Genomic DNA, 21,349 nt, shown 5'->3' on the forward strand with positions numbered 1-21,349 from the left:
GCTTTCTGCTTCCTTGCCGAGCGAGATTTGAAAAGTGACAGGGCGAATCTGAAAAAAATTGAGAATTATTTGAAGTTGGTTTCTGCTTGTACCGGCCTTTTCGCGGGTAAACCCGCTCCCACAGGGATCGCGGGGGCTTTGAGGCTGGTGCAATCCTGTGGAAGCGGGTTTACCCGCGAAGAGGCCGGTGCAGGCCTACTTGGGGCCGACGGTCACCCACCACTGGGTATGCCGCTCGACCTTCACCGGCAGTGCCGGCACCAGCGACGAAAGCGCCAGGTCGGTGTCGGTCAGCGGGAAGCTGCCGGTCACCCGCAGATCGGCGACCTTGTCGTCTACCCCGAGGTAACCGCTGCGGTACTGGCCAAGCGCGGCCAGCAGGTCGGCCAGGCGCACGTTGTCCACCACCAGCATGCCGCGGGTCCAGGCGTCGGCTCCGGCTGGCACCGTGCCGACCCGGCCAAGGCCGTTGGCGTTCATCAGCACCTGCTGGCCTTCGCGCAGCACCTGTTCGTCGCCGCTGTTCAGCGGCATGGCGGCGACCGAGGCTTGCAGCACTTCCAGGCGGGTGCCGTCATCCTCGCGGCGCACCAGGAAGCGCGTGCCCAGTGGGCGCAGGCGGCCATCGTCGGTGCGCACCAGCAGCGGACGCGGGTCCTGATGGCCGGTTTCGACCGAGATCTCGCCCTGGTGCAGCACGATCACCCGTTGCTCGCCGGCGTAGTCGATGTCCACGGCAGTGTGGCTGTTCAGGCTCAGCAAGGTGCCGTCTTCCAGGCGCAGGGTGCGCAGTTCGCCGGTAGCGGTGCGCTGGTCGGCCAGCCAGTAGCTCGGTGCCAGCGATGGCGCGCCGACCCAGGCCAGCAGCGAGCCCAGAAGAAACATGCCGGCCAGCCCGCCGCCGACCTTGCCGATACGTCGGCGCAGGCCGGCGCGCGATTGCAGCAGGGCCTGGCGTGCCGGGCCGGCAGCGGCGTTCACCCGCTGGTCCATGGCACCGAGTTGGCGCCAGGCGCGGGCGTGCTCCTCGCTGGCGGCATGCCAGCGCATGAATTCGCTGCGCTCGTCAGGTGTACCGCTGCCATTGTCGAGGCTGAGTTTCCAGGCAATGGCGGCTTCCAGCACCCGGGACGAAACCGGTGCACTGCTCACGTCGGCTCCCCGTACAGGGCCACGTAGCACTGGCGCATGCCCTGGGCGATGTACTGGCGCACCCGCGACACCGAAACCCCCATGCGCTCGGCGATTTCGGCATGGCTCATACCGTCCAGGCGATTGTGCAGGAATGCTGCGCGGGCCTTGCTCGACAGCTTGCCGAGCAGGCGGTCGATGGCCTTGAGGTCCTCGAGGATCAGATGCTGCACTTCCGGGGAAGGTTGTTCGGCTTCCGGCATCAGGGCCAGTTCGGCCAGGTAGGCCTGTTCCAGCGCGGCGCGGCGGAAGTGGTCGAACATCAGGCCTTTGGCCACGGCGGCCAGGAATGCGCGGGGTTCGCGGGGCGTATCCAGTTGCGCACGGCCGAGCAGGCGCACGAAGGTGTCCTGGCTCAGGTCTTCGGCACGTTGGCGGCAGGCCATGCTGCGTTGCAGCCAGGCGAGCAGCCAGCCGCGGTGGTCGCGGTACAGCGCACCGACCAGATCGGCGTGTGGGCTCTGTGCAGAAGACAAGCAGCGTCCCCCCGGAACGAATGCATTAACTAACGATAATTATTCGCGATTGTTGCAGAGGGGAGGGGGTGGGTGCAATGGACGCTTATCGGATGGCCATCATGGAAGGTGCATCACCTGTACAGGCCTCTTCGCGGGTAAACCCGCTCCCACAGGTACGGCGCAGGCCTTGAGCATTGCACAGTACCTGTGGGAGCGGGTTTACCCGCGAAGAGGCCAGCAAGGGCGGTGAAAAGCTACAGGCCGTGGTTGTGCACCTTGCGCCTGCGCCACCCGCGCAACCGCTGCTCCAGCTGCAGCGGGCTGTCCAGTTGCTGGCGCCGGGCCTGGCTGAACAGGATCAGCGCCAGTTCGGCGGTCACCAAGGCATCGGCGCTGGCATGATGGCGCTCTTCCACGTGCAGGCCAAACCGCGCCACCCAGTCATCCAGCCCGGCCTCGCGCAGCACTGTGTCGGGGTTGAGCATCGGCGCCAACTCGGCAACATCCAGGAAGTGCGACTGCAAGCGATAGCCCAGGCTTTCCTTCAGCGCCCGGGCCAGCATGCGCTGGTCGAACGGCGCATGGAATGCCAGCACCGGGCTATTGCCAATGAAGTCGAGCAGATCGAGCAAGGCCTCGGCCGGGTCGCAACCGGCAGCCAGGGCACTCGGGCCCAGGCCGTGGATCAGCACGCTGGCGTTGGTCTTCTGCAAAGGCCGGTGCAGGGTGCGTTCGAACTGCTGGGCAAAGTCGATGGCGCCATCCTCGATGGCCACGGCGCCAACCGACAGTACCTGGTCACGGTTGGGGTTCAGGCCGCTGGTCTCCAGGTCCAGCACCACCCAGCGCTGCTCGCGCAGGGTACACACCCCCAGTGGTGCGGCCTTGGGCAGCCGGGCCAGGCGCTGGCGCATGGCATGGTCCAGTTCGGGCGCACTGGGGCGCAGCCAGGCGAACAGGCTCATAGCTGGTACCGCAAGGCCAGGCTGCTTTGCAGGCGCTGGGCCTGACGCAGGGACTCGCGCAGGATGCGCCGGTCCAGGTGGTTGAGGCTGTCCGGGTCCAGGCGGTTGGAATACGGCAGGTTGTCGCGGGTCTGGCGCTGGTGCTGCTGCATGCGGGTTTGCTGGATGAAGTGGTAGGCCTCTTCATATGCTGCGCCGTCCAGTGCCTCGATCACGCCCTTGGCCACCAGCTGACGTAGACGTTCCAGGGTATTGCAGGCACCGATGCCGTTGGCCAGGGCCAGCAGCCTGGCACCATCGACGAAGGGCGTCAGGCCCTGGACCTTGAGGTCGAGGGTGGCGGCCTTGTCGTTGCCTTGGCGGGTCAGCACGAACTCGCGCAGGCGGCCTACCGGCGGGCGCTGGCGCAGGGCGTTGTCAGCCAGCATGCGCTGGAAGATGCGGTTGTCAGCCACCTGGTCCAGCAGGCCTTGGCGCAACTGCTCACAGCCTTGCTCGTCGCCCCACACCACGCGCAGGTCGAAATAGATGCTCGAGCCCAGCAGGTTCTCCGGGCTGGCCTCGCGGACAAAACCGGCAAAACGCCGCGCCCACTCACTGCGGGACAGGCACAGCTCGGGGTTGCCGGCCATGACGTTGCCCTTGCACAGGGTGAAGCCACACTGGGCCAGGCACTGGTTGATGTATTGCGCCAGCGGGAGCAGGCGCGCGCGGATGGCGTCGGCCTCGTCGCTGTCGGCGGCTTCGAAGAGGATGCCGTTGTCCTGGTCGGTATGCAGGGTTTGTTCACGTCGCCCTTCGCTGCCAAAGCACAGCCAGCTGAACGGCACGCCCGGGTCACCGCGCTCGGCCAGCGCCAGCTCGATCACCCGGCACACGGTGTGGTCGTTGAGCAGGGTGATGATCTGGGTGATCTGCGTGGAGGACGCGCCATGGGCCAGCATGCGCTCGACCAGTTGGCTGATTTCGCCGCGCAGCGAGACCAGTGTATCCAGGCGTGGCGCATGGCGAATGGTGCGCGCCAGGTGCACCAGGTCGACCCGTTGCAGGGAGAACAGGTCGCGCTCCGAAACCACACCGCACAGGCGCTGGTTTTCCACCAGGCAGACATGGGCGATATGCCGTTCGGTCATGGCCATGGCTGCGTCGAAGGCGCTGGCCTGGGGGCTGAGGTAGAACGGCTGGGCGGTCATGTGGCGCGCGATGGGCGCACCTAGGTCGGCGTCGGCCGCGGCCACCACCTGGCGCAGGTCGCGCAGGGTGAAGATACCGGTGGGGTAGCGCTGCGGGTCGACCACCACGATGCTGCCGACCTGCTGCTCGTGCATCAGCCGCACGGCGTCGCGCAGGGGCGTCTCGGGGTTGCACACTACCGGGTGGCGCATGGCCAGTTCTCCCAGTGGCGTATTCAGCGAATACTGGGTGCCGAGGGTTTCCACCGCGCGCTGGCGTACCTGCTGGTTGACCTGGTCGAGCAGGCTGCTGACCCCGCGCAGGGCAAAATCCCGAAACACTTCCGACATGGAGAATACGCGGATGAACGCGGGCTTGTTCAGTTGCAGGCAGAAGGTGTCCTCACCCGCGAGGTGCTCGGTTCGAGTCGCTCGCTCGCCGAGCAGGGCCGCCAGCGGGAAGCATTCGCCGCTGGTGATTTCGAAGGTGGTCTCCACACCAGGCTTGACCAGGTGCTGGCGCTCACCCACCACGCGGCCTTGCTTGACGACGTAGAAGTGCTCGACCGGCCCGTCGGCAGGTTTGACGATGCTTTCGCCGCTGGCATAGAAGCGCAGCTGGCACTGTTCGACCAGGTAGGCCAGGTGGCTGTGTTCCATCTGGTTGAATGGCGGAAAACGCTGCAGGAACTGCAAGGTGCCCTGGATGTTCTGCAGCACTGCCGTCCTGCCCGCCTGGCTGTAGGCGTCCTTTTTGCTCATGAAACTGACCGTATCGCTATGCCGAACTATATATCTATATATATAGGTGCCGGCCATGTTGTTCTCTGCCTCCATGGTCGGCTTGCGGCGAGGTGGTGCCCATTGGACGTAAGTCTATGAGCGCCCTGTCAAAGACCCGACGAAAGGCCAGCCGGGTTACGCAAGTTCTGCGGTCCTAATGCTGAAGCGGAATTTTTTTGACGAGATGAGCATGCCTGAGCAACACGACATCCTGAGCGACGCCGAGCGCGAGGCATTGGCCGTCGTGAGTGCGCCTGTGGCAGCCAAGCCGCTGGTGCTGGTGGTGGATGACAATGCAGTGAACCGTGAGGCGCTGATCCTGTACCTGAAAAGCCGGGGCATTGACTGCGTAGGCGCGGATGGGGCCGAGGAAGCCAGGCTTTACCTGCATTACCAGCAGCGGATCGGCTTGATGATCACGGATTTGCGCATGCAGCCCGAGGATGGCCTGGAGCTGATCCGGCAGATTCGCGAGTCGGAGCGGGCGGCGTTGTCGATCATCGTGGTGTCAGGCGACACCGATGTGGAAGAGGCGGTGGACGTGATGCACCTTGGGGTGGTGGATTTTCTGCTGAAGCCGGTGGATCTGGACAGGCTGCTGGAGCTGGTGAAGAAAGAACTGAAGATCCAGTAGTGCAGGAGTGGGGCTGCTTTGCAGCCCTTTCGCGACACAAGGCCGCTCCCACAAGTACCGCGCCAGACTTCAGCCTTGCGCGGTACCTGTAGGAGCGGCCTTGTGTCGCGAAAGGGCCGCAAAGCGGCCCCCTGTCGCAGATGTCGCTTACAACCCGTTACGCGCCTTGAACTCGCGGCGACGGCGGTGCAGTACCGGCTCGGTGTAACCGTTCGGCTGCTTTCCACCTTCCAGTACCAACTCCACAGCGGCCTGGAATGCGATGTTGTCGTCGAAGTCAGGTGCCATCGGGCGATACAGGGCATCACCGGCGTTCTGCTGGTCAACCACCACCGCCATGCGCTTGAGGCTTTCCAGTACCTGCTCCTGGCTGACCACGCCATGGCGCAGCCAGTTGGCCAGCAACTGGGCCGAAATGCGCAGGGTGGCGCGGTCTTCCATCAGGCCGACGTTGTTGATGTCTGGCACCTTCGAGCAACCCACACCCTGGTCGATCCAGCGCACCACGTAGCCGAGGATGCCTTGGGCGTTGTTGTCCAGTTCGTTGCGGATCTCTTCGGCCGACCAGTTGGTGTCGGCGGCCAGCGGGATGGTCAGGATGTCGTCTACCGACGCCGGGGTGCGCGAAGCCAGTTCACGCTGACGTGCCTGTACGTCCACCTTGTGGTAGTGCAGGGCATGCAGGGTGGCTGCAGTCGGCGACGGCACCCAGGCGGTGTTGGCACCGGCCAGCGGGTGGGCGATCTTCTGCTCGAGCATGGCCGCCATCAGGTCGGGCATGGCCCACATGCCCTTGCCGATCTGCGCACGGCCTTGCAGGCCGGTGGCCAGGCCGACGTCGACGTTGTTGTTCTCGTAGGCACCGATCCACTTCTCGTTCTTCATGGCACCCTTGCGCACCACGGCGCCGGCTTCCATCGAGGTGTGGATTTCATCGCCGGTGCGGTCGAGGAAGCCGGTATTGATGAACACCACGCGCTCGGCTGCGGCCTTGATGCACGACTTGAGGTTGACCGTGGTACGGCGCTCCTCGTCCATGATGCCGACCTTGACGGTGTTGCGCTTCATGCCCAGCAGGTCTTCGACCTGGCTGAAGATCTCGGCTGCGAAGGCTACTTCTTCCGGGCCGTGCATCTTCGGCTTGACGATGTACACGCTGCCGCTGCGGGTGTTCTTGCGGCTGGTGTTGCCATTGAGGTTGTGCAGGGCGATCAGGTTGGTGAACAGCCCGTCCTGGATGCCCTCGGGGATTTCGTTGCCCTGGGCGTCGAGGATCGCCGGGTTGGTCATCAGGTGGCCAACGTTGCGCACGAACAGCAACGAACGGCCGTGCAGGGTCACGCTGCCGCCGTTGGGCGCGGCGTACTCGCGGTCCGGGTTCATGGTGCGGGTGAAGGTCTTGCCACCCTTGCTGACGCTTTCGGCCAGGTCGCCTTTCATCAGGCCCAGCCAGTTGCGGTAGACGACCACCTTGTCGTCGGCGTCGACGGCGGCAACCGAGTCTTCGCAGTCCATGATGGTGGTCAGCGCCGATTCCATCAGGATGTCTTTCACGCCGGCGGCGTCGGTGCTGCCGACCGGGGTGCTGGCATCGACCTGGATTTCGAAGTGCAGGCCGTTGTGCTTGAGCAGCACGGCAGTCGGCGCGGCGGCATCGCCATGGAAGCCGATCAGCTGGGCGTCGTCACGCAGGCCGCTGTTGCTGCCGCCTTTCAGGGCAACTACCAGCTTGCCGCCTTCGATGCGGTAGCCGGTGGAATCGACGTGCGAGCCGGCTGCCAGTGGCGCGGCTTCGTCGAGGAAGGCGCGGGCGAAGGCGATGACCTTGTCGCCACGCACCTTGTTGTAGCCTTGGCCTTTCTCTGCGCCGCCTTCATCGCTGATGGCATCGGTGCCATACAGCGCGTCGTACAGCGAACCCCAACGGGCGTTGGCGGCGTTCAGGGCGAAGCGGGCGTTCATCACCGGTACGACCAGCTGCGGGCCGGCCATGTGGGCGATTTCTTCGTCGACGTTCTGGGTGGTGGCCTGGAAATCGTCGGCTTGTGGCAGCAGGTAGCCGATTTCCTGGAGGAATGCTTTGTAGGCTACGGCGTCATGGGCCTGGCCTTTGCGTGCCTGGTGCCAGGCGTCGATCTTGGCTTGCAGCTCGTCGCGTTTGGCGAGCAGGGCTTTGTTCTTTGGAGCGAGGTCATTGATGATCTTCTCTGCACCCGCCCAGAACTGCTCGGCGACGATGCCGGTCCCTGGGATCGCTTCGTTGTTCACGAAGTCGTACAGGACCTTGGCGACCTGAAGGCCACCGACTTGAACGTATCCAGTCATTGCTTGCCTCACTCTGCTCAGCTATTTCGCTCTTCTGTATTAAGCCTGTAGCGCTTCTCTAAACACGGCACCAGTGCATGCCCCCGAGTAGAGCCCGAGCGCGGCTGGGTGCGGCCTGCCAGACTGGCTGGCAGACAGTGTGCGTATTTTCACAGGCGCCTTGGCAGACATCCAAACGACGTTTTGTAGTCCGCGCCACGGGATACTACATGAAGCAGTAGGCGGGGCAAAATCAGACTAAAAGCGCCGTTATGCGACCCGTTGGTCGCGTATGGTCACGCTGGGAGTGGGTATGTTCGCAAAAAACAGGTGGATTGTTCCAGATAAATCTTGAAACAGTACACGATTCGTTGTGCAGATTGCCCTGCGGCAGGTTGCCGCGCCTTGCCTATACTGAGTCGATCCCCCGATTTTCTGCCGCACGGCGCGGTCCGACACGAGGAAGGGCTTGTGGATCATCTTGTACTGACTGTAATTGCCCCTGACAAGGCCGGCCAGGTCGAGCGCATTGCCCAGTGCATCGCTGACCACAGTGGCAACTGGCTGGAAAGCCGCATGTCGCGTATGGCCGGGCAGTTTGCCGGCATCCTGCGGGTGGCGGTGCCGGCGGAAAACTACGACGAGCTGGTGGCTTCGCTGCAGGGGTTGGCCCGATATGACATTCGTGTGCTGATCGCCGAGAGCGGAATCGAGCCGTCTTGTACTTGGAAGCCGATTGCCATGGAGCTGGTAGGGAATGACCGGCCGGGGATCGTGCGTGACATCACCCGCTTGCTGGCGGACCTGGGGGTGAACCTTGAGCGGTTTACCACGGAGGTGCGGCCGGCGCCCATGAGCAGCGAGCCGCTATTCCATGCCGATGCCTTGCTGGCATTGCCGTTGACCCTGTCGCTGGAGGATTTGCAGCAGAAGCTGGAAAGCTTGGCGGACGATCTGATGGTCGAGTTGAAACTGCGGCCGGAGGAGTGATCCGGAATCGCCGGGGGCCGCTTTGCGGCCCTTTCGCGACACAAGGCCGCTCCTACAGGGGCACGCGTAATCCGCCGGTAAACGTGTACCCCTGTAGGAGCGGCCTTGTGTCGCGATGGGCTGCAAAGCAGCCCCCTGCGGTTATCCCGATATCACGGGGAAGGCCTTGTGGATAACCTGGGGGCTCACCTCTCCAGGCCAGGCAAATCAGGCCCTCCGAGGATTTGCTCAAAAAACAGCCAATAATCAGCAGCTTGTGCACAAAGCACGGGGACGAGGGTGTGGATAACCTTTGGAGATGTCTCTGCAGGCCACGAAGCACAAGGCCTGCAGGGTTATGATCATTTTTTGATCAGCTACGCTTGCGCAAACTGACCCACGCATCGACGCTATAAATCGCCAAACCCGCCCAGATGAACATGAACGCCACCAAAGTGCTTGACGACAAGTGCTCATCGAAAAGCAGCACCGCCTGCAGCAACACCAGCGTCGGCGCCAGGTACTGCAGGAAGCCCAGCGTGGTGTACGGCAAGTGCCGCGCGGCAGCGTTGAAGCACACCAGCGGCACCAGTGTCACCGGCCCCGCAGCCATCAGCCACAAAGCTTCGCTGCTGGTGTAGAACGCGCCCTGGGCACTTGCTGCCGCCGGGTGCAGCAACAGCCAGCCAAGGGCCAGCGGTACCAGCATCCAGGTTTCCACCACCAGGCCCGGCAGTGCCGCTACCGGTGCCTGTTTGCGAATCAGCCCATAGAAGCCGAAGCTCAGCGCCAGTACCAGCGACACCCACGGCAGGCTGCCTACCTGCCACACCTGCTGGGCAACACCCACGGTGGCCATGGCTACCGCAAGCCACTGCATACGGCGCAGGCGCTCGCCGAGAATCAGCATGCCCAGCAGCACATTGATCAGCGGGTTGATGTAGTAACCCAGGCTGGCCTCGAGCATGCGCCCGTTGTTCACCGACCATACGTAGGTCAGCCAGTTGCCGGCGATCAGTGCCCCGCTCAGGGCCAGGATGCCCAGCCGGCGCGGGTTTTCCCGCAGTTCACGCCACCAGCCGGGGTGTTTCCACACCAGTAGCAGCAACGAGCCGAACAAAGCCGACCACAGCACCCGGTGGACAATGATCTCCACCGCCGGGACGCTCTGGATTGCCTTGAAGTACAGGGGGAACAAGCCCCAGATGATGTAGGCGCTGAGGCCTAGTAAATACCCGCGACGCGGGTTTGCGGCATGCATGCAGAATCCTTGCTTAGGTAGCTAAATAAAGCGACGCCTATTGTAGACAGAGGCGGGCGCGCTTCTAGAACAATTTCAGCGGCGCTTCATCCAGTGCTGCCATTTGCTCGCGCAGGGCGAGGATCTGGTCTCCCCAGTAGCGTGGCTGGCCAAACCAGGGGAAGCTGGGCGGGAATGCCGGGTCGTCCCAGCGCCGCGCCAGCCAGGCGCTGTAGTGCAACTGGCGCAGGGCGCGCAGGGGTTCGATCAGGGCCAGCTCGCGCGGGTCGAAGTCGTGGAACTCGTTGTAGCCGTCGATCAGTTCGGCCAGCTGCCCCAGGCGCTCCTCGCGGCTGCCGGCCAGCATCATCCACAGGTCCTGCACCGCCGGGCCCATGCGGCAGTCGTCGAGGTCGACCACGTGGTACACCTCGTCGCGGTGCATCAGGTTGCCGGGGTGCAGGTCGCCATGCAGGCGGATGAGCTGGTGCGGCGAACGGGCGTAGATGTCCTCCACTCGCTTTAGCAGGTCGCGGGCTACCGATTCGAAAGCCGGCAGCAGCTCGCGGGGGACGAAGTCACCTTGCAGCAGGGTATTGAGCGAGGCGTGGCCGAAGTTGTCCACAGCCAGCGCTTCGCGGTGCTCGAACGGTTTGCTGGCGCCCACGGCATGCAGGCGGCCGAGCAACTGGCCGAGGCGGTAGAGCTGGTCGAGGTTGCCCGGCTCTGGCGCGTGGCCGCCGCGGCGGGGGAACAGGGTGAAACGGAAGCCCTGGTGCTCGAACAAGGTGCGACCGTCGTGGTGCAGCGGGGCGACCACCGGCACTTCGCAGTCGGCCAGTTCGGCGGTGAAGCTGTGCTCTTCGAGGATGGCCGCGTCGCTCCAGCGGCCTGGGCGGTAGAACTTGGCAATCAGCGGTTGTGCATCTTCGATGCCCACTTGGTAGACGCGGTTCTCGTAGCTGTTCAGTGCCATCACCCGGGCATCGCTGAGAAAGCCAATGCTTTCCACTGCGTCCAGGACCAGGTCGGGGGTGAGGGTGTCGAAGGGGTGGGACATGGTGGCTCCGGGGGTAGGCGGCGTGGGGGCCATGGTAGCGCGTTAATGCCTGTACCGGCCTCTTCGCGGGTGAACCCGCTCCCACAGGTACGGCGCAGCCGCCAGGGAAACGATGCACCTGTGGGAGCGGGTTTACCCGCGAACCGCGCAAAGCGCGGCCAGGCTATGCAGGAACCCCAAGCAATACATAAGAGGGATGAAACTGAACCCGCACCGAACTGCCTTCTGCCACCCGCTGCCCAGCCAACCAATCCGCCTCGGCAAACGCACACAACGTCTGCCCATTACCCAGCGCCAACCTGACCTCTCCAGGCCCATCAGCCTCTGCCAGCACCTCTTCCACCGTCGCCAGCAGGCAATTGCTGCCCGCTTCGGCCTCTTCCTCGTCGGCCAACAACCGCACCCACCCCGCCTTGAGCAGCGCCACTACCGTCGTACCCAGCGTCAGTTCCAGCCTTGCGGTGCTGTCGTGGGTGATCAACGCCTCGATCTCCAACCCTCCGCCCAACGCCAGGCTGACGCGATCATGCCGGCCCTCACGGCGCAGGCCGCTGACTTGGCCCTGCAACTGGTTGCGTGCGCTGGTACGCAACATAAGCCGGCCGAGCAAGTCGAGGTCGCTGGACTCCTCGGCCGCTTCGAGAATTTGCGCCTGAAGGGCCTGCAGCCTCTGATACAGGCGCAGCACCCGCTGGCCTTCCGGCGACAGGCGGGCACCACCGCCACCACGCCCCCCGGTACTGCGCTCCACCAGGGGCTGGCTGGCCAGGTTGTTGAGTTCGTCGATGGCGTCCCAGGCGGCCTTGTAGCTGATGCCCGCAGCCTTGGCGGCGCGGGTGATCGATCCTTGTTCGGCAATGTGCTGCAGCAGCGCGATGCGCTGGGGGCGGCGGGCGATGTGCTGGGTGAGGTGGGGGGGCAGGGGCATGGGTATTGGGTCTTATGGGGGCCTGAGGGTGGATAGTGTGTAGGAGCGGCCTTGTGTCGCGAAAGGGGCGCGAAGCGGCCCCAAGATTCATGCCTTGGCAAATATCGCTGGGGCTGCTGCGCAGCCCGATCGCGACACAAGGCCGCTCCGACACCGGGCGATCCGCACTTGCTCATACGTACCCCGGCTTGGGCGTACGCGCCAGGCAATACACATCCACCCGTCGCGCACCGGCCTGGCGCACCACTTCGGCAACCGCCTGTGCGGTAGCACCGGTGGTCAACACGTCATCGACAATGGCGACGTGCTTGCCTGTCAGCTCGCCCGTGACCGCAAACGCCTGGCGCAAATTGCGTCGCCTGGCCTTCGCGTCCAGTTGTTGCTGCGCAGGCGTCTCCCGTGTGCGCAGCAGCAACCGCTCGTCGCAACATACCCCCAGGTGCGACGACAGCCAGCGCCCGAGCATCGCCGCCTGGTTGAACCCACGCTCGCGTAGTCGACGTTTAGCCAAGGGTACAGGCAACAACAGATCGGGGCGGGGTAGCCCCTCTGCAAAGCGGTAAAGCAGCCCATGTCCGAGCAATTCGGCCATCAGGCGCCCCAAAGGCCATTGGCGGTTGTGCTTGAAACGGCTGATCAGCGTGTCCACCGGAAAGCCGAAATGCCACAGTGCAAGCACCTGCTCGAAGGCCGGTGCGTGGCGGCGACACGGGGCGCAAACCAGGCCGGCCATCGGCAATGGCAGGGCGCAGCGCAGACACTGATCGCCCAGCCAGGGCAGTTCCTGCTCGCAGGCGACGCACAGCGGGTAGGCCTGCTCGGCGGGTTCATCGCACAGCAAGCACGATTGATTAATAAGTGAGCACTTGTAAACCAGTATTTTCCAGTATGGTTGACAGTTCATAGGCCTTCCATGACTATGCGAGCTATCCGTGATGCGCTGGAGGGCTTTCCTGTCCCGGCGCCTGCTTGAGCCTAAACAAGGAAACGCCAATGAGCGCCAGCACAACTGCAACAACACGTCACGACTGGTCCCTGGCCGAGGTCAAGGCGCTGTTCCAGCAACCGTTCAATGACCTGTTGTTCCAGGCGCAGACCGTGCATCGCGCGCATTTCGACCCGAACCGCGTACAGGTTTCGACCCTGCTGTCGATCAAGACCGGCGCCTGCCCGGAAGATTGCAAATATTGTCCACAGTCCGGCCACTACAACACCGGGCTGGAAAAACAGAAGCTGATGGAAGTGCAAAAGGTGCTGGAAGAAGCTGCCCGCGCCAAAGCCATTGGTTCTACCCGCTTCTGCATGGGTGCGGCGTGGAAGCACCCATCGGCCAAAGACATGCCCTACGTGCTGGAGATGGTCAAAGGCGTGAAGGCCATGGGCCTGGAAACCTGCATGACCCTCGGCAAGCTCGACCAGGAGCAGACCAAGGCCCTGGCCCAGGCCGGCCTGGACTACTACAACCACAACCTCGATACCTCGCCGGAGTTCTACGGCAGCATCATCACCACCCGCACCTACAGCGAGCGCCTGCAGACCTTGGCCTATGTGCGCGATGCCGGGATGAAGATCTGCTCCGGCGGCATCCTCGGCATGGGTGAGTCGCTGGACGACCGCGCCGGCCTGCTGATCCAGTTGGCCAACCTGCCCGAGCACCCGGAATCGGTACCGATCAACATGCTGGTCAAGGTGGCCGGCACGCCGCTGGCCGAGGAAGAGGACGTCGACCCGTTCGACTTCATCCGCATGCTGGCCGTGGCCCGTATCCTCATGCCCAAGTCGCACGTGCGCCTGTCCGCTGGCCGCGAGCAGATGAACGAACAGATGCAGGCCCTGGCCTTCATGGCTGGCGCCAACTCGATCTTCTACGGCGAAAAACTGCTGACCACCGCCAACCCGCAGGCCGACAAGGACATGCAACTGTTCGCACGCCTGGGCATCAAGCCCGAAGCGCGTGAAGAACACGCCGACGAAGTGCACCAGGCGGCCATCGAGCAGGCGCTGGTCGAACAGCGCAGCAGCGAGATGTTCTACAACGCCGCGACGGCCTGAGATGGCCTTCGACCTGGCGGCGCGCCTGGCCGAACGGCGCGCCGCAGACCTGTATCGGCAGCGGCCGCTGCTGCAGAGCCCGCAGGGGCCGGAAGTGGTTGTCGATGGCCAGCGCTTGCTGGCTTTCTGCAGCAATGACTATCTGGGCCTGGCCAACCACCCCGAGGTGATTGCCGCCTGGCAGGCCGGCGCCGAGCGCTGGGGTGTCGGCGGCGGTGCCTCGCACCTGGTGATCGGCCACAGTACGCCGCACCACCAGGTGGAAGAGGCCTTGGCCGAGCTCACCGGGCGCCCGCGTGCGCTGCTGTTCTCCACCGGCTACATGGCCAATCTGGGCGCCATCACCGCGCTGGTGGGGCAGGGTGACACGGTGCTGCAAGACCGTTTGAATCATGCCTCCCTGCTGGATGGCGGGCTGCTCAGCGGCGCCCGTTTCAACCGCTACCTGCATAACGACCCGGCCAGCCTGGCCAGCCGCCTGGACAAGGCTATCGGCAATACCCTGGTAGTCACCGATGGCGTGTTCAGCATGGACGGCGACCTGGCCGACCTGCCGGCGCTGGCCGATGTCGCCCGCGCTCGCGGCGCCTGGCTGATGGTTGACGATGCCCATGGCCTGGGCACCCTCGGCACCCAGGGCGGCGGTATCGTCGAGCACTTCGGCCTGGGCACTGAGGATGTGCCGGTGTTGATCGGTACGCTGGGCAAGGCCTGTGGTACCGCCGGTGCCTTTGTGGCCGGCAGCGAAGAGTTGATCGAGGCGCTGGTGCAGTTCGCCCGCCCGTACATCTACACCACCAGCCAGCCACCGGCGCTGGCCTGCGCCACCCTCAAGAGCCTGGAGTTGCTGCGCCGCGAGACCTGGCGCCGCGAGCATCTGGCCGCGCTGGTCCGCCAGTTCCGTGAAGGCGCGCAGCAGATCGGCCTGGAATTGATGGACAGCCCGACCCCGATCCAGCCCATCGTCATCGGCGACAGCGCGCAGGCCCTGCGCCTGTCACGCATGCTGCGCGAGCGCGGCTTGCTGGTGACGGCCATCCGCCCGCCCACTGTGCCGGCGGGCAGCGCACGCCTGCGGGTGACTTTGAGTGCCGCGCACAGCGAGGCGCAGGTGCAGCTATTGTTGAATGCATTGGCCGAGTGTTATCCACAGTTGGAGAACGCCGATGCGTAATCGACTTGTTCTATTGCCTGGCTGGGGCCTGGGCACAGCGGCACTGGAGCCGCTGGCGGCCAGCCTGCGTGCCCAGGATGCTCGCTTGCAGGTAGAGCTGATGCCCCTTCCAGAACTGGCCCACAGCGACGTGGACGCCTGGCTTGACCACCTGGACCGCAAGTTGCCCAGCGATGTCTGGCTGGGCGGCTGGTCGCTCGGCGGCATGCTGGCCAGCGCGCTGGCGCACAAACGTGGCGACCACTGCTGCGGCCTGCTGACATTGGCCAGCAACCCCAGTTTCGTGGCCCGCCCGGACTGGCCGCATGGCATGGCCGAAGACACTTTCGGCACCTTCCTCGACGGCTGCCGCAGCCATACCCAGGTCACCCTGAAGCGCTTCCGTACCTTGTGCAGCGACGGTGCCCAGCAGCCGCGTACCCTGCTGCGCCAGCTGGGTGTCGGCGTGCCGGACACCGACCCGCTGTACCTGGCCACCGGCCTTGAGGTGCTGGCCAAGCTGGACACCCGCGAAGCACTGCAGGCCTACGGTGGCCCGCAGTTGCACCTGTTCGCCGGCAGCGATGCGCTGGTGCCGGCAGAGGCGGCAAAAGCGCTGAGCGAGCTGCTGCCCGATGTGGAAGTGGGCCTGGTTGAAGACAGTTCCCACGCGTTCCTGCTGGAGTACCCGCAGGAACTGGCGGCGGGCATCAAGAGTTTCCTGCATGAGAGTGGCGATGACTGACCTTTCCCGTCCGACCCTGCCCGGCGCGCTGCCCGACAAGCGCCAGGTAGCGGCCTCGTTCTCCCGCGCCGCCGCCAGCTACGACAGCGTGGCAGCCTTGCAGCGTGCGGTGGGTTCGAGCTTGCTGGAGCAGTTGCCAGAAGGCCTGCAGCCGTCACGCTGGCTGGATCTGGGCAGCGGCACCGGTCATTTCAGCCGGGCGCTGGCCGAGCGTTTCCCCCAGGCCAGCGGCGTGGCGGTGGATATCGCCGAGGGTATGTTGTGCCATGCCCGCAACGAACAGGGCGGGGCCCTCTATCACGTGGCCGGTGACGCCGAGCGTTTGCCGCTGCGTGATGCCAGCGTCGACCTGGTGTTCACCAGCCTGGCCGTGCAGTGGTGCGATCAGTTCGCCAGCGTGCTGGCAGAAGCGCTGCGAGTGCTGCGCCCGGGCGGCGTACTGGCCTTCAGCAGCCTGTGTGTGGGCACCCTCGATGAACTGCGCGCCAGTTGGCAAGCGGTGGACGGCCTGGTGCATGTGAACCGCTTTCGCCGTTTCGAGGACTATCAGCGCCTGTGCGCCGCCAGCGGCTTCGAACAGCTTGGGCTGCAGCGCTGCCCACACGTGCTGCACTACCCGGATGTACGCAGCTTGACCCATGAGCTCAAGGCCCTCGGCGCCCACAACCTGAACCCCGGCCGCCCTTCCGGGCTTACCGGCCGGGCGCGCATGCAGGGCCTGCTGCAGGCTTATGAGGCGTTTCGCCAGCCCGAGGGGCTGCCAGCCACCTATCAGGTGGTCTATGGTTTGTTGCGCAAGCCACAGGTGTAAGGGGAGCGAGATGAGCCAGGCCTATTTCATTGCCGGTACCGATACCGATGTTGGCAAGACCACCATCGCTGCCGGGCTGTTGCATGCGGCACGGTCGCAAGGCTTGAGTACGCTGGGGGCCAAGCCGGTGGCCTCCGGTTGCACGATGACATCGAAAGGCTTGCGCAACAGCGACGCCCAGGCGCTGATCGACGAAAGCACGATCAAGCTGCCCTACGAACAGGTCAACCCGTTTGCCTTCGAACCGGCTATCGCACCCCATGTGGCAGCGCGCGAGGCGGGGGTAACGCTTGCCGTGTCGGAGCTGTTGGCGGCGATGCGCAATGTGCTGCAACAGAATGCCGACTTCACCCTGATCGAAGGGGCTGGTGGCTGGCGCGTGCCGTTGTCGGGGCAAGATAACTTGTCCGATCTGGCCATTGCCCTCAAGCTGCCGGTGATCCTGGTGGTGGGAGTGCGGCTGGGGTGCATCAGCCACGCCTTGCTCAGCGCCGAGGCAATTGCCCGTGACGGCCTGCAATTGGCGGGGTGGGTGGCGAACATCATAGAGCCGCGTACTTCGCGGCTGGAAGAGAACCTGGCCAGCCTGGCCGAGCGCTTGCCGGCGCCATGCCTGGGGCGGGTGCCCAAATTGAAGCAGGCCAGTGCCGACATGGTGGCTGAACATTTGCAGCTGGATCTGCTGGATTAGCCGTTTCCAGGCTTGGCCTTTTCGCGGGTAAACCCGCTCCCACAGGATCTCCACAGTTTTGGAGACTTGTGCAGTACCTGTGGGAGCGGGTTTACCCGCGAAGAGGCCAGTGCAGGAATACCCAAGGCCTATCAACTGGCACCGGGCCATTAGGGATTTAAACGGGCCTTTTCGCCCCTGGCCTGCTTTAATTGGGCCTGTTCGTCATCCAGCGTCAATGGAGTCCTGACATGGAAATCACCGGTAGCTCCGCCTATTACGCGGGCCTGAGCGCAATCCAGACCGGCCAGAACCGCGTCGATCAGGCCGCCAGCCAGATCGCCAGCACCACCGCCGAACGTAGCGCCACCAGCCAGTCCAGTGATTATCAGGCCGAACGCCTGCGCGCGGTCGACCGCAGCCAGCAGATGGACTTGGCCACCAGCACCGTGCAGCTGGCCGTGGGCAAACTTGAGGTCGAGCTTGGCGCAAAGGTCGCCAAGGCATCCGACGAAATGCTCGGCCGGTTCATCGACACCTACGCCTGATCTTTGGCGTCTTCCCCAATACCAGCGCCCTCAACCTGTGGGAGCGGGTTTACCCGCGAATGCGTCAGCCCGGACAACTTTGTTTTCCGGGCCGGCCTCTTCGCGGGTATCACGCCATGCTTTGGCGGCTTTGCCATTTTTCGTGGCGTAAATGGCACCATAGTCCATCCTTGACATAAGGCGGAGCTAAACGTAAGTTTCAAACAACTGTTTGATCGACGGCCGCCAAGCGCGTGTCACCCCACAGAACTCACCTAGAGGTTCATCGCAATGCCTGATTACAAAGCCCCCTTGCGTGATATCCGCTTCGTTCGCGACGAGCTGCTCGGTTATGAGGCGCACTATCAGAGCCTGCCGGGTTGCCAGGACGCCACGCCCGACATGGTCGACGCGATCCTCGAAGAAGGCGCGAAGTTCTGTGAGCAGGTGCTGTCGCCGCTGAACCGTGTGGGTGATCAGGAAGGCTGCACCTGGAGCGAATCGGGCGTGAAAACCCCGACCGGCTTCAAAGAGGCCTACCAGCAGTTCGTCGAAGGCGGCTGGCCCAGCCTGGCGCATGACGTCGAGCACGGCGGCCAAGGCCTTCCGGAGTCGCTGGGCCTGGCACTGAGCGAGATGGTCGGCGGTTCGAACTGGTCCTGGGGCATGTACCCGGGCCTGTCGCACGGCGCGATGAACACCATCTCCGCGCACGGTACTGCCGAGCAGCAGCACACCTACCTGACCAAGCTGGTATCCGGCGAGTGGACCGGCACCATGTGCCTGACCGAGCCGCACTGCGGTACCGACCTGGGCATGCTGCGCACCAAGGCCGAGCCACAGGCCGACGGCAGCTACAAGGTGTCGGGCACCAAGATCTTCATTTCGGCCGGTGAGCACGACATGGCCGACAACATCGTCCATATCGTCCTGGCCCGCCTGCCGGACGCACCGGCTGGCACCAAGGGCATCTCGCTGTTCATCGTGCCGAAGTTCCTGCCCAACGCCGAAGGCGGTGTAGGCGAGCGCAACGGCGTGAGCTGCGGCTCGATCGAACACAAGATGGGTATCCACGGCAACGCCACCTGCGTGATGAACTTCGACGGCGCTACCGGCTACCTGATCGGCCCGGCCAACAAAGGCCTGAACTGCATGTTCACCTTCATGAACACCGCTCGCCTGGGTACCGCGCTGCAAGGCCTGGCCCACGCCGAGGTGGCGTTCCAGGGTGGCCTGAAGTACGCCCGTGAGCGCCTGCAGATGCGTTCGCTGACTGGCCCGAAGGCACCGGACAAGGCTGCTGACCCGATCATCGTCCACCCGGACGTGCGTCGCATGCTGCTGACCATGAAGGCCTTCGCCGAAGGCAACCGCGCGATGGTGTACTTCACTGCCAAGCAGGTGGACATCGTCAAGTACAGCCAGGATGAAGAAGAACGCAAGAAGGCCGATGCCCTGCTGGCGTTCCTGACCCCGATCGCCAAGGCGTTCATGACCGAAGTCGGCTTCGAAGCCGCCAACCATGGCGTGCAGATCTACGGCGGCCACGGCTTCATCGCCGAGTGGGGCATGGAGCAGAACGTACGCGACAGCCGTATTTCCATGCTGTACGAAGGCACCACTGGTATTCAGGCCCTGGACCTGCTCGGTCGCAAGGTGCTGATGACCCAGGGCGAAGCGCTGAAGGGCTTCACCAAGATCGTGCACAAGTTCTGCCAGGCGCAGGAAGGCAACGAAGCGGTCAAGGAGTTCGTCGAACCGCTGGCGGCGCTGAACAAGGAATGGGGCGAGCTGACCATGAAAGTGGGTATGGCCGCCATGAAGGACCGCGAGGAAGTGGGTGCGGCCTCGGTCGATTACCTGATGTATTCCGGCTACGCCTGCCTGGCCTACTTCTGGGCCGACATCGCCCGCCTGGCGGCCGAAAAACTGGCTGCCGGCACCAGCGAAGAAGCGTTCTACACCGCCAAGCTGCAGACCGCGCGCTTCTACTTCCAGCGCATCCTGCCGCGTACCCGTACTCATGTGGCGACCATGCTCTCGGGTGCCAACAACCTGATGGCGATGGACGAAGAACACTTCGGCCTGTCGTACTGATCCTGCCGCTGTAAAGCAAACCCGCCTGCCTTCACCGGCAGGCGGGTTTTTGCATTTTGGGGCTGCACGCGATCCCTGTGTTTTACACGATCCTTGTGGGAGCGGGTTTACCCGCGAAGAATGCGACGCGGTATATGGCACCGGCTTTGCCGGTGTTCGCGGGTAAACCCGCTCCCACAATGATCGAGTGCACGCCGGAATTTGCTGTTCATTCCTTCCGCATATTCAACTGTTCATGTGCACTGCCGATGAAGTAAGGGCACAATGCCATTATTGATCTGCCGGGTCGGAGATTACCCTTGTTTCGTCTTAACGCTGTTCGCGCGAGCCACTTCCTGCCGTCGCTGATTCTTTTGCTGGCAGGCCTCGCCGCGGCCTATGTGAGAGACCTCAGTGTCTTTTTCACATCGCTGTTCAATGTCCTGCCCACCTTGGTCCTGCTGCTGGGCGGTGCCTACTGTGCGGTGTACCGTCGCCAGCGCGAGCTGTTCCTGATGCTCACGGTGTACATCGCCTACTACCTGCTCGACACCCAGACTGACTTCTACCGTGACCATGGCCGCGTGCGCGAGGACGCGGCGGTGATATTCCACCTCGTGTGCCTGCTGCTGCCCGCCCTGTTCGGGCTGTATGGTGCCTGGCAGGAGCGTACCCACCTGCTGCAGGACCTGCTCGCCCGTGGCGCGGTGCTGTTCGCCGTGGGCAGCGTGGCAGTGGCCCTGGAGCAAAGCTACCCGGAAGCACTGCTGACCTGGTTGGCGGAAATCCGCTGGCCAACCTTGCATGGCCAGTGGATGAGTCTTATCCAGATGGTCTACCCGCTGTTCCTCGGCGTGTTCATCCTGCTGGTGGTGCAATACCTGCGTGCGCCACGGCCGCTGCATGCTGCGCAGGTGATGGGCCTGCTGGGGATCTTCTGGATGCTGCCGCAAACCTTCATCTTGCCGTTTACCCTGAATATCATGTGCAGCCAGGTAATGCTGATGATCGCCGCAGCGGTGGCGCACGAGGCCTACCAGATGGCCTTCCGCGACGAACTGACCGGGCTGCCGGGGCGCCGTGCGCTGAACGAGCGCATGCAGCGCCTGGGGCGCAACTATGTGATCGCCATGACCGATGTCGACCACTTCAAGAAATTCAACGACACCCACGGCCACGATGTCGGCGACCAGGTGCTGCGCCTGGTTGCCAGCCGCCTGTCCAAGGTCACCGGGGGTGGCCGCGCCTACCGCTATGGCGGCGAGGAGTTCGCCCTGGTGTTTGCCGGCAAGACCGCCGAGGAATGCGTGCCGCATGTGGAAGCCGTGCGCGAAGTGATCGCCAACTACGTGATGCACCTGCGCGACCAGCACAACCGCCCGCAGGACGATACCGCCGGGCGCCAGCGACGGGCGGGCAGCAGTGGCGGCTCGGTGTCGGTCACCATCAGCATCGGCGTGGCCGAGCGCCAGGCCGATCATCGCAACCCCGAGGCAGTGTTGAAATCTGCCGACCAGGCGCTGTACAGCGCCAAGGGCGCGGGGCGCAATTGTGTCATGGTGCATGGGCAACAATCGCAGCGAGGGGCAGTGCGCACGGCGTGACCGAAAT

19 protein-coding genes are annotated in these 21,349 nt (G+C 64.0%); 10 read left to right on the plus strand and 9 right to left on the minus strand.

Features of this window, described 5'->3' with window-relative positions:
- Positions 1-195: 195 nt before the first annotated feature.
- The 4 genes from RIN61_RS13585 to RIN61_RS13600 form a co-directional block, all read right to left on the minus strand.
- Positions 196-1,152 carry a FecR domain-containing protein gene (locus tag RIN61_RS13585; protein WP_207878573.1) on the minus strand — a complete coding sequence of 319 codons (957 nt, stop codon included), beginning with the start codon at positions 1,150-1,152 and terminating at the stop codon, positions 196-198.
- Positions 1,149-1,667, minus strand: a complete 519-nt coding sequence (locus tag RIN61_RS13590; protein WP_015268687.1) for an RNA polymerase sigma factor — start codon at positions 1,665-1,667, stop codon at positions 1,149-1,151. The genes RIN61_RS13585 and RIN61_RS13590 overlap by 4 nt, the downstream gene beginning before the upstream one ends.
- A 236-nt stretch (positions 1,668-1,903) precedes the next feature.
- On the minus strand, positions 1,904-2,614 hold the full coding sequence (locus tag RIN61_RS13595) for a 3'-5' exonuclease (protein WP_112251467.1): 711 nt from the start codon (positions 2,612-2,614) through the stop codon (positions 1,904-1,906).
- Positions 2,611-4,548 carry a DUF294 nucleotidyltransferase-like domain-containing protein gene (locus RIN61_RS13600; RefSeq protein ID WP_207878571.1) on the minus strand — a complete coding sequence of 646 codons (1,938 nt, stop codon included), beginning with the start codon at positions 4,546-4,548 and terminating at the stop codon, positions 2,611-2,613. Before RIN61_RS13600 ends, RIN61_RS13595 begins: the two co-directional genes overlap by 4 nt.
- Before the next feature lie 178 nt (positions 4,549-4,726).
- Between RIN61_RS13600 and RIN61_RS13605 the strand changes: the two genes are divergently transcribed.
- Positions 4,727-5,203 (plus strand): response regulator, encoded by a 477-nt coding sequence (locus RIN61_RS13605; protein WP_112251471.1) that lies wholly within the window; start codon positions 4,727-4,729, stop codon positions 5,201-5,203.
- Between the two features lie 147 nt (positions 5,204-5,350).
- On the opposite strand, the gene RIN61_RS13610 is transcribed toward RIN61_RS13605, so the two are convergent.
- The gene (locus RIN61_RS13610; protein WP_112251473.1) at positions 5,351-7,528 is read right to left on the minus strand and encodes a malate synthase G; all 2,178 of its coding nucleotides are present in this window, start codon (positions 7,526-7,528) and stop codon (positions 5,351-5,353) included.
- A gap of 450 nt (positions 7,529-7,978) precedes the next feature.
- On the opposite strand from RIN61_RS13610, the gene RIN61_RS13615 reads away from it, so the two are divergent.
- Positions 7,979-8,497 carry a glycine cleavage system transcriptional repressor gene (locus tag RIN61_RS13615; RefSeq protein WP_112251475.1) on the plus strand — a complete coding sequence of 173 codons (519 nt, stop codon included), beginning with the start codon at positions 7,979-7,981 and terminating at the stop codon, positions 8,495-8,497.
- A gap of 352 nt (positions 8,498-8,849) precedes the next feature.
- Here the strand turns inward: RIN61_RS13615 and rarD are convergent, their stop codons facing one another.
- From rarD to RIN61_RS13635, 4 genes are all read right to left on the minus strand, one after another.
- Entirely contained in the window at positions 8,850-9,737 is an 888-nt protein-coding gene (rarD, locus tag RIN61_RS13620; RefSeq protein ID WP_112251477.1) for an EamA family transporter RarD, read from the minus strand.
- A gap of 64 nt (positions 9,738-9,801) precedes the next feature.
- Positions 9,802-10,776: a serine/threonine protein kinase gene (locus RIN61_RS13625; protein ID WP_313852362.1), complete on the minus strand. Its 975-nt coding sequence runs from the start codon at positions 10,774-10,776 to the stop codon at positions 9,802-9,804.
- 163 nt (positions 10,777-10,939) lie between these two features.
- On the minus strand, positions 10,940-11,704 hold the full coding sequence (locus tag RIN61_RS13630; RefSeq protein ID WP_252378491.1) for a TOBE domain-containing protein: 765 nt from the start codon (positions 11,702-11,704) through the stop codon (positions 10,940-10,942).
- 172 nt (positions 11,705-11,876) lie between these two features.
- Positions 11,877-12,608 (minus strand): ComFC family protein, encoded by a 732-nt coding sequence (locus RIN61_RS13635; protein ID WP_313852368.1) that lies wholly within the window; start codon positions 12,606-12,608, stop codon positions 11,877-11,879.
- An 89-nt stretch (positions 12,609-12,697) separates the two neighbouring features.
- Between RIN61_RS13635 and bioB the strand changes: the two genes are divergently transcribed.
- The 8 genes from bioB (at position 12,698) to RIN61_RS13675 (ending at position 21,342) form a co-directional block, all read left to right on the plus strand.
- The gene (gene bioB, locus RIN61_RS13640; protein ID WP_013970556.1) at positions 12,698-13,756 is read left to right on the plus strand and encodes a biotin synthase BioB; all 1,059 of its coding nucleotides are present in this window, start codon (positions 12,698-12,700) and stop codon (positions 13,754-13,756) included.
- Between the two features lies 1 nt (position 13,757).
- A complete protein-coding gene (bioF, locus tag RIN61_RS13645) occupies positions 13,758-14,930 on the plus strand; it encodes an 8-amino-7-oxononanoate synthase (protein WP_313852370.1) in 1,173 nt (390 codons plus the stop codon).
- Positions 14,923-15,654, plus strand: coding sequence for an alpha/beta fold hydrolase (locus RIN61_RS13650; RefSeq protein WP_313852372.1), 732 nt, complete (start codon positions 14,923-14,925; stop codon positions 15,652-15,654). Before bioF ends, RIN61_RS13650 begins: the two co-directional genes overlap by 8 nt.
- Positions 15,647-16,465, plus strand: a complete 819-nt coding sequence (bioC, locus tag RIN61_RS13655; RefSeq protein ID WP_112251489.1) for a malonyl-ACP O-methyltransferase BioC — start codon at positions 15,647-15,649, stop codon at positions 16,463-16,465. The genes RIN61_RS13650 and bioC overlap by 8 nt, the downstream gene beginning before the upstream one ends.
- 10 nt (positions 16,466-16,475) lie before the next feature.
- Positions 16,476-17,156, plus strand: coding sequence for a dethiobiotin synthase (gene bioD / locus RIN61_RS13660; protein WP_313852374.1), 681 nt, complete (start codon positions 16,476-16,478; stop codon positions 17,154-17,156).
- 230 nt (positions 17,157-17,386) lie between these two features.
- Positions 17,387-17,683: a pyrroloquinoline quinone biosynthesis protein PqqE gene (locus tag RIN61_RS13665; RefSeq protein ID WP_112251493.1), complete on the plus strand. Its 297-nt coding sequence runs from the start codon at positions 17,387-17,389 to the stop codon at positions 17,681-17,683.
- Between the two features lie 270 nt (positions 17,684-17,953).
- The gene (locus RIN61_RS13670; protein WP_025337435.1) at positions 17,954-19,759 is read left to right on the plus strand and encodes a phenylacyl-CoA dehydrogenase; all 1,806 of its coding nucleotides are present in this window, start codon (positions 17,954-17,956) and stop codon (positions 19,757-19,759) included.
- Between the two features lie 299 nt (positions 19,760-20,058).
- Entirely contained in the window at positions 20,059-21,342 is a 1,284-nt protein-coding gene (locus tag RIN61_RS13675; RefSeq protein WP_112251495.1) for a GGDEF domain-containing protein, read from the plus strand.
- Positions 21,343-21,349: the final 7 nt, after the last annotated feature.

The sequence above is a fragment of the Pseudomonas inefficax genome, assembly GCF_032164165.1.
GTDB lineage: Bacteria > Pseudomonadota > Gammaproteobacteria > Pseudomonadales > Pseudomonadaceae > Aquipseudomonas > Aquipseudomonas inefficax.

What these genes read in the sequence shown, in the direction of transcription:
- RIN61_RS13665 (WP_112251493.1), top strand. Translation starts at nt 17,387, where the DNA reads ATGGAAATCACCGGTAGCTCCGCCTATTACGCGGGCCTGAGCGCAATC.
- RIN61_RS13635 (WP_313852368.1), bottom strand. Translation starts at nt 12,608, where the DNA reads ATGAACTGTCAACCATACTGGAAAATACTGGTTTACAAGTGCTCACTT.
- bioF (WP_313852370.1), top strand. Translation starts at nt 13,758, where the DNA reads ATGGCCTTCGACCTGGCGGCGCGCCTGGCCGAACGGCGCGCCGCAGAC.
- bioD (WP_313852374.1), top strand. Translation starts at nt 16,476, where the DNA reads ATGAGCCAGGCCTATTTCATTGCCGGTACCGATACCGATGTTGGCAAG.
- RIN61_RS13650 (WP_313852372.1), top strand. Translation starts at nt 14,923, where the DNA reads ATGCGTAATCGACTTGTTCTATTGCCTGGCTGGGGCCTGGGCACAGCG.
- RIN61_RS13595 (WP_112251467.1), bottom strand. Translation starts at nt 2,614, where the DNA reads ATGAGCCTGTTCGCCTGGCTGCGCCCCAGTGCGCCCGAACTGGACCAT.
- RIN61_RS13610 (WP_112251473.1), bottom strand. Translation starts at nt 7,528, where the DNA reads ATGACTGGATACGTTCAAGTCGGTGGCCTTCAGGTCGCCAAGGTCCTG.
- bioB (WP_013970556.1), top strand. Translation starts at nt 12,698, where the DNA reads ATGAGCGCCAGCACAACTGCAACAACACGTCACGACTGGTCCCTGGCC.
- RIN61_RS13605 (WP_112251471.1), top strand. Translation starts at nt 4,727, where the DNA reads ATGCTGAAGCGGAATTTTTTTGACGAGATGAGCATGCCTGAGCAACAC.
- RIN61_RS13600 (WP_207878571.1), bottom strand. Translation starts at nt 4,548, where the DNA reads ATGAGCAAAAAGGACGCCTACAGCCAGGCGGGCAGGACGGCAGTGCTG.
- bioC (WP_112251489.1), top strand. Translation starts at nt 15,647, where the DNA reads ATGACTGACCTTTCCCGTCCGACCCTGCCCGGCGCGCTGCCCGACAAG.
- rarD (WP_112251477.1), bottom strand. Translation starts at nt 9,737, where the DNA reads ATGCATGCCGCAAACCCGCGTCGCGGGTATTTACTAGGCCTCAGCGCC.
- RIN61_RS13670 (WP_025337435.1), top strand. Translation starts at nt 17,954, where the DNA reads ATGCCTGATTACAAAGCCCCCTTGCGTGATATCCGCTTCGTTCGCGAC.
- RIN61_RS13625 (WP_313852362.1), bottom strand. Translation starts at nt 10,776, where the DNA reads ATGTCCCACCCCTTCGACACCCTCACCCCCGACCTGGTCCTGGACGCA.
- RIN61_RS13630 (WP_252378491.1), bottom strand. Translation starts at nt 11,704, where the DNA reads ATGCCCCTGCCCCCCCACCTCACCCAGCACATCGCCCGCCGCCCCCAG.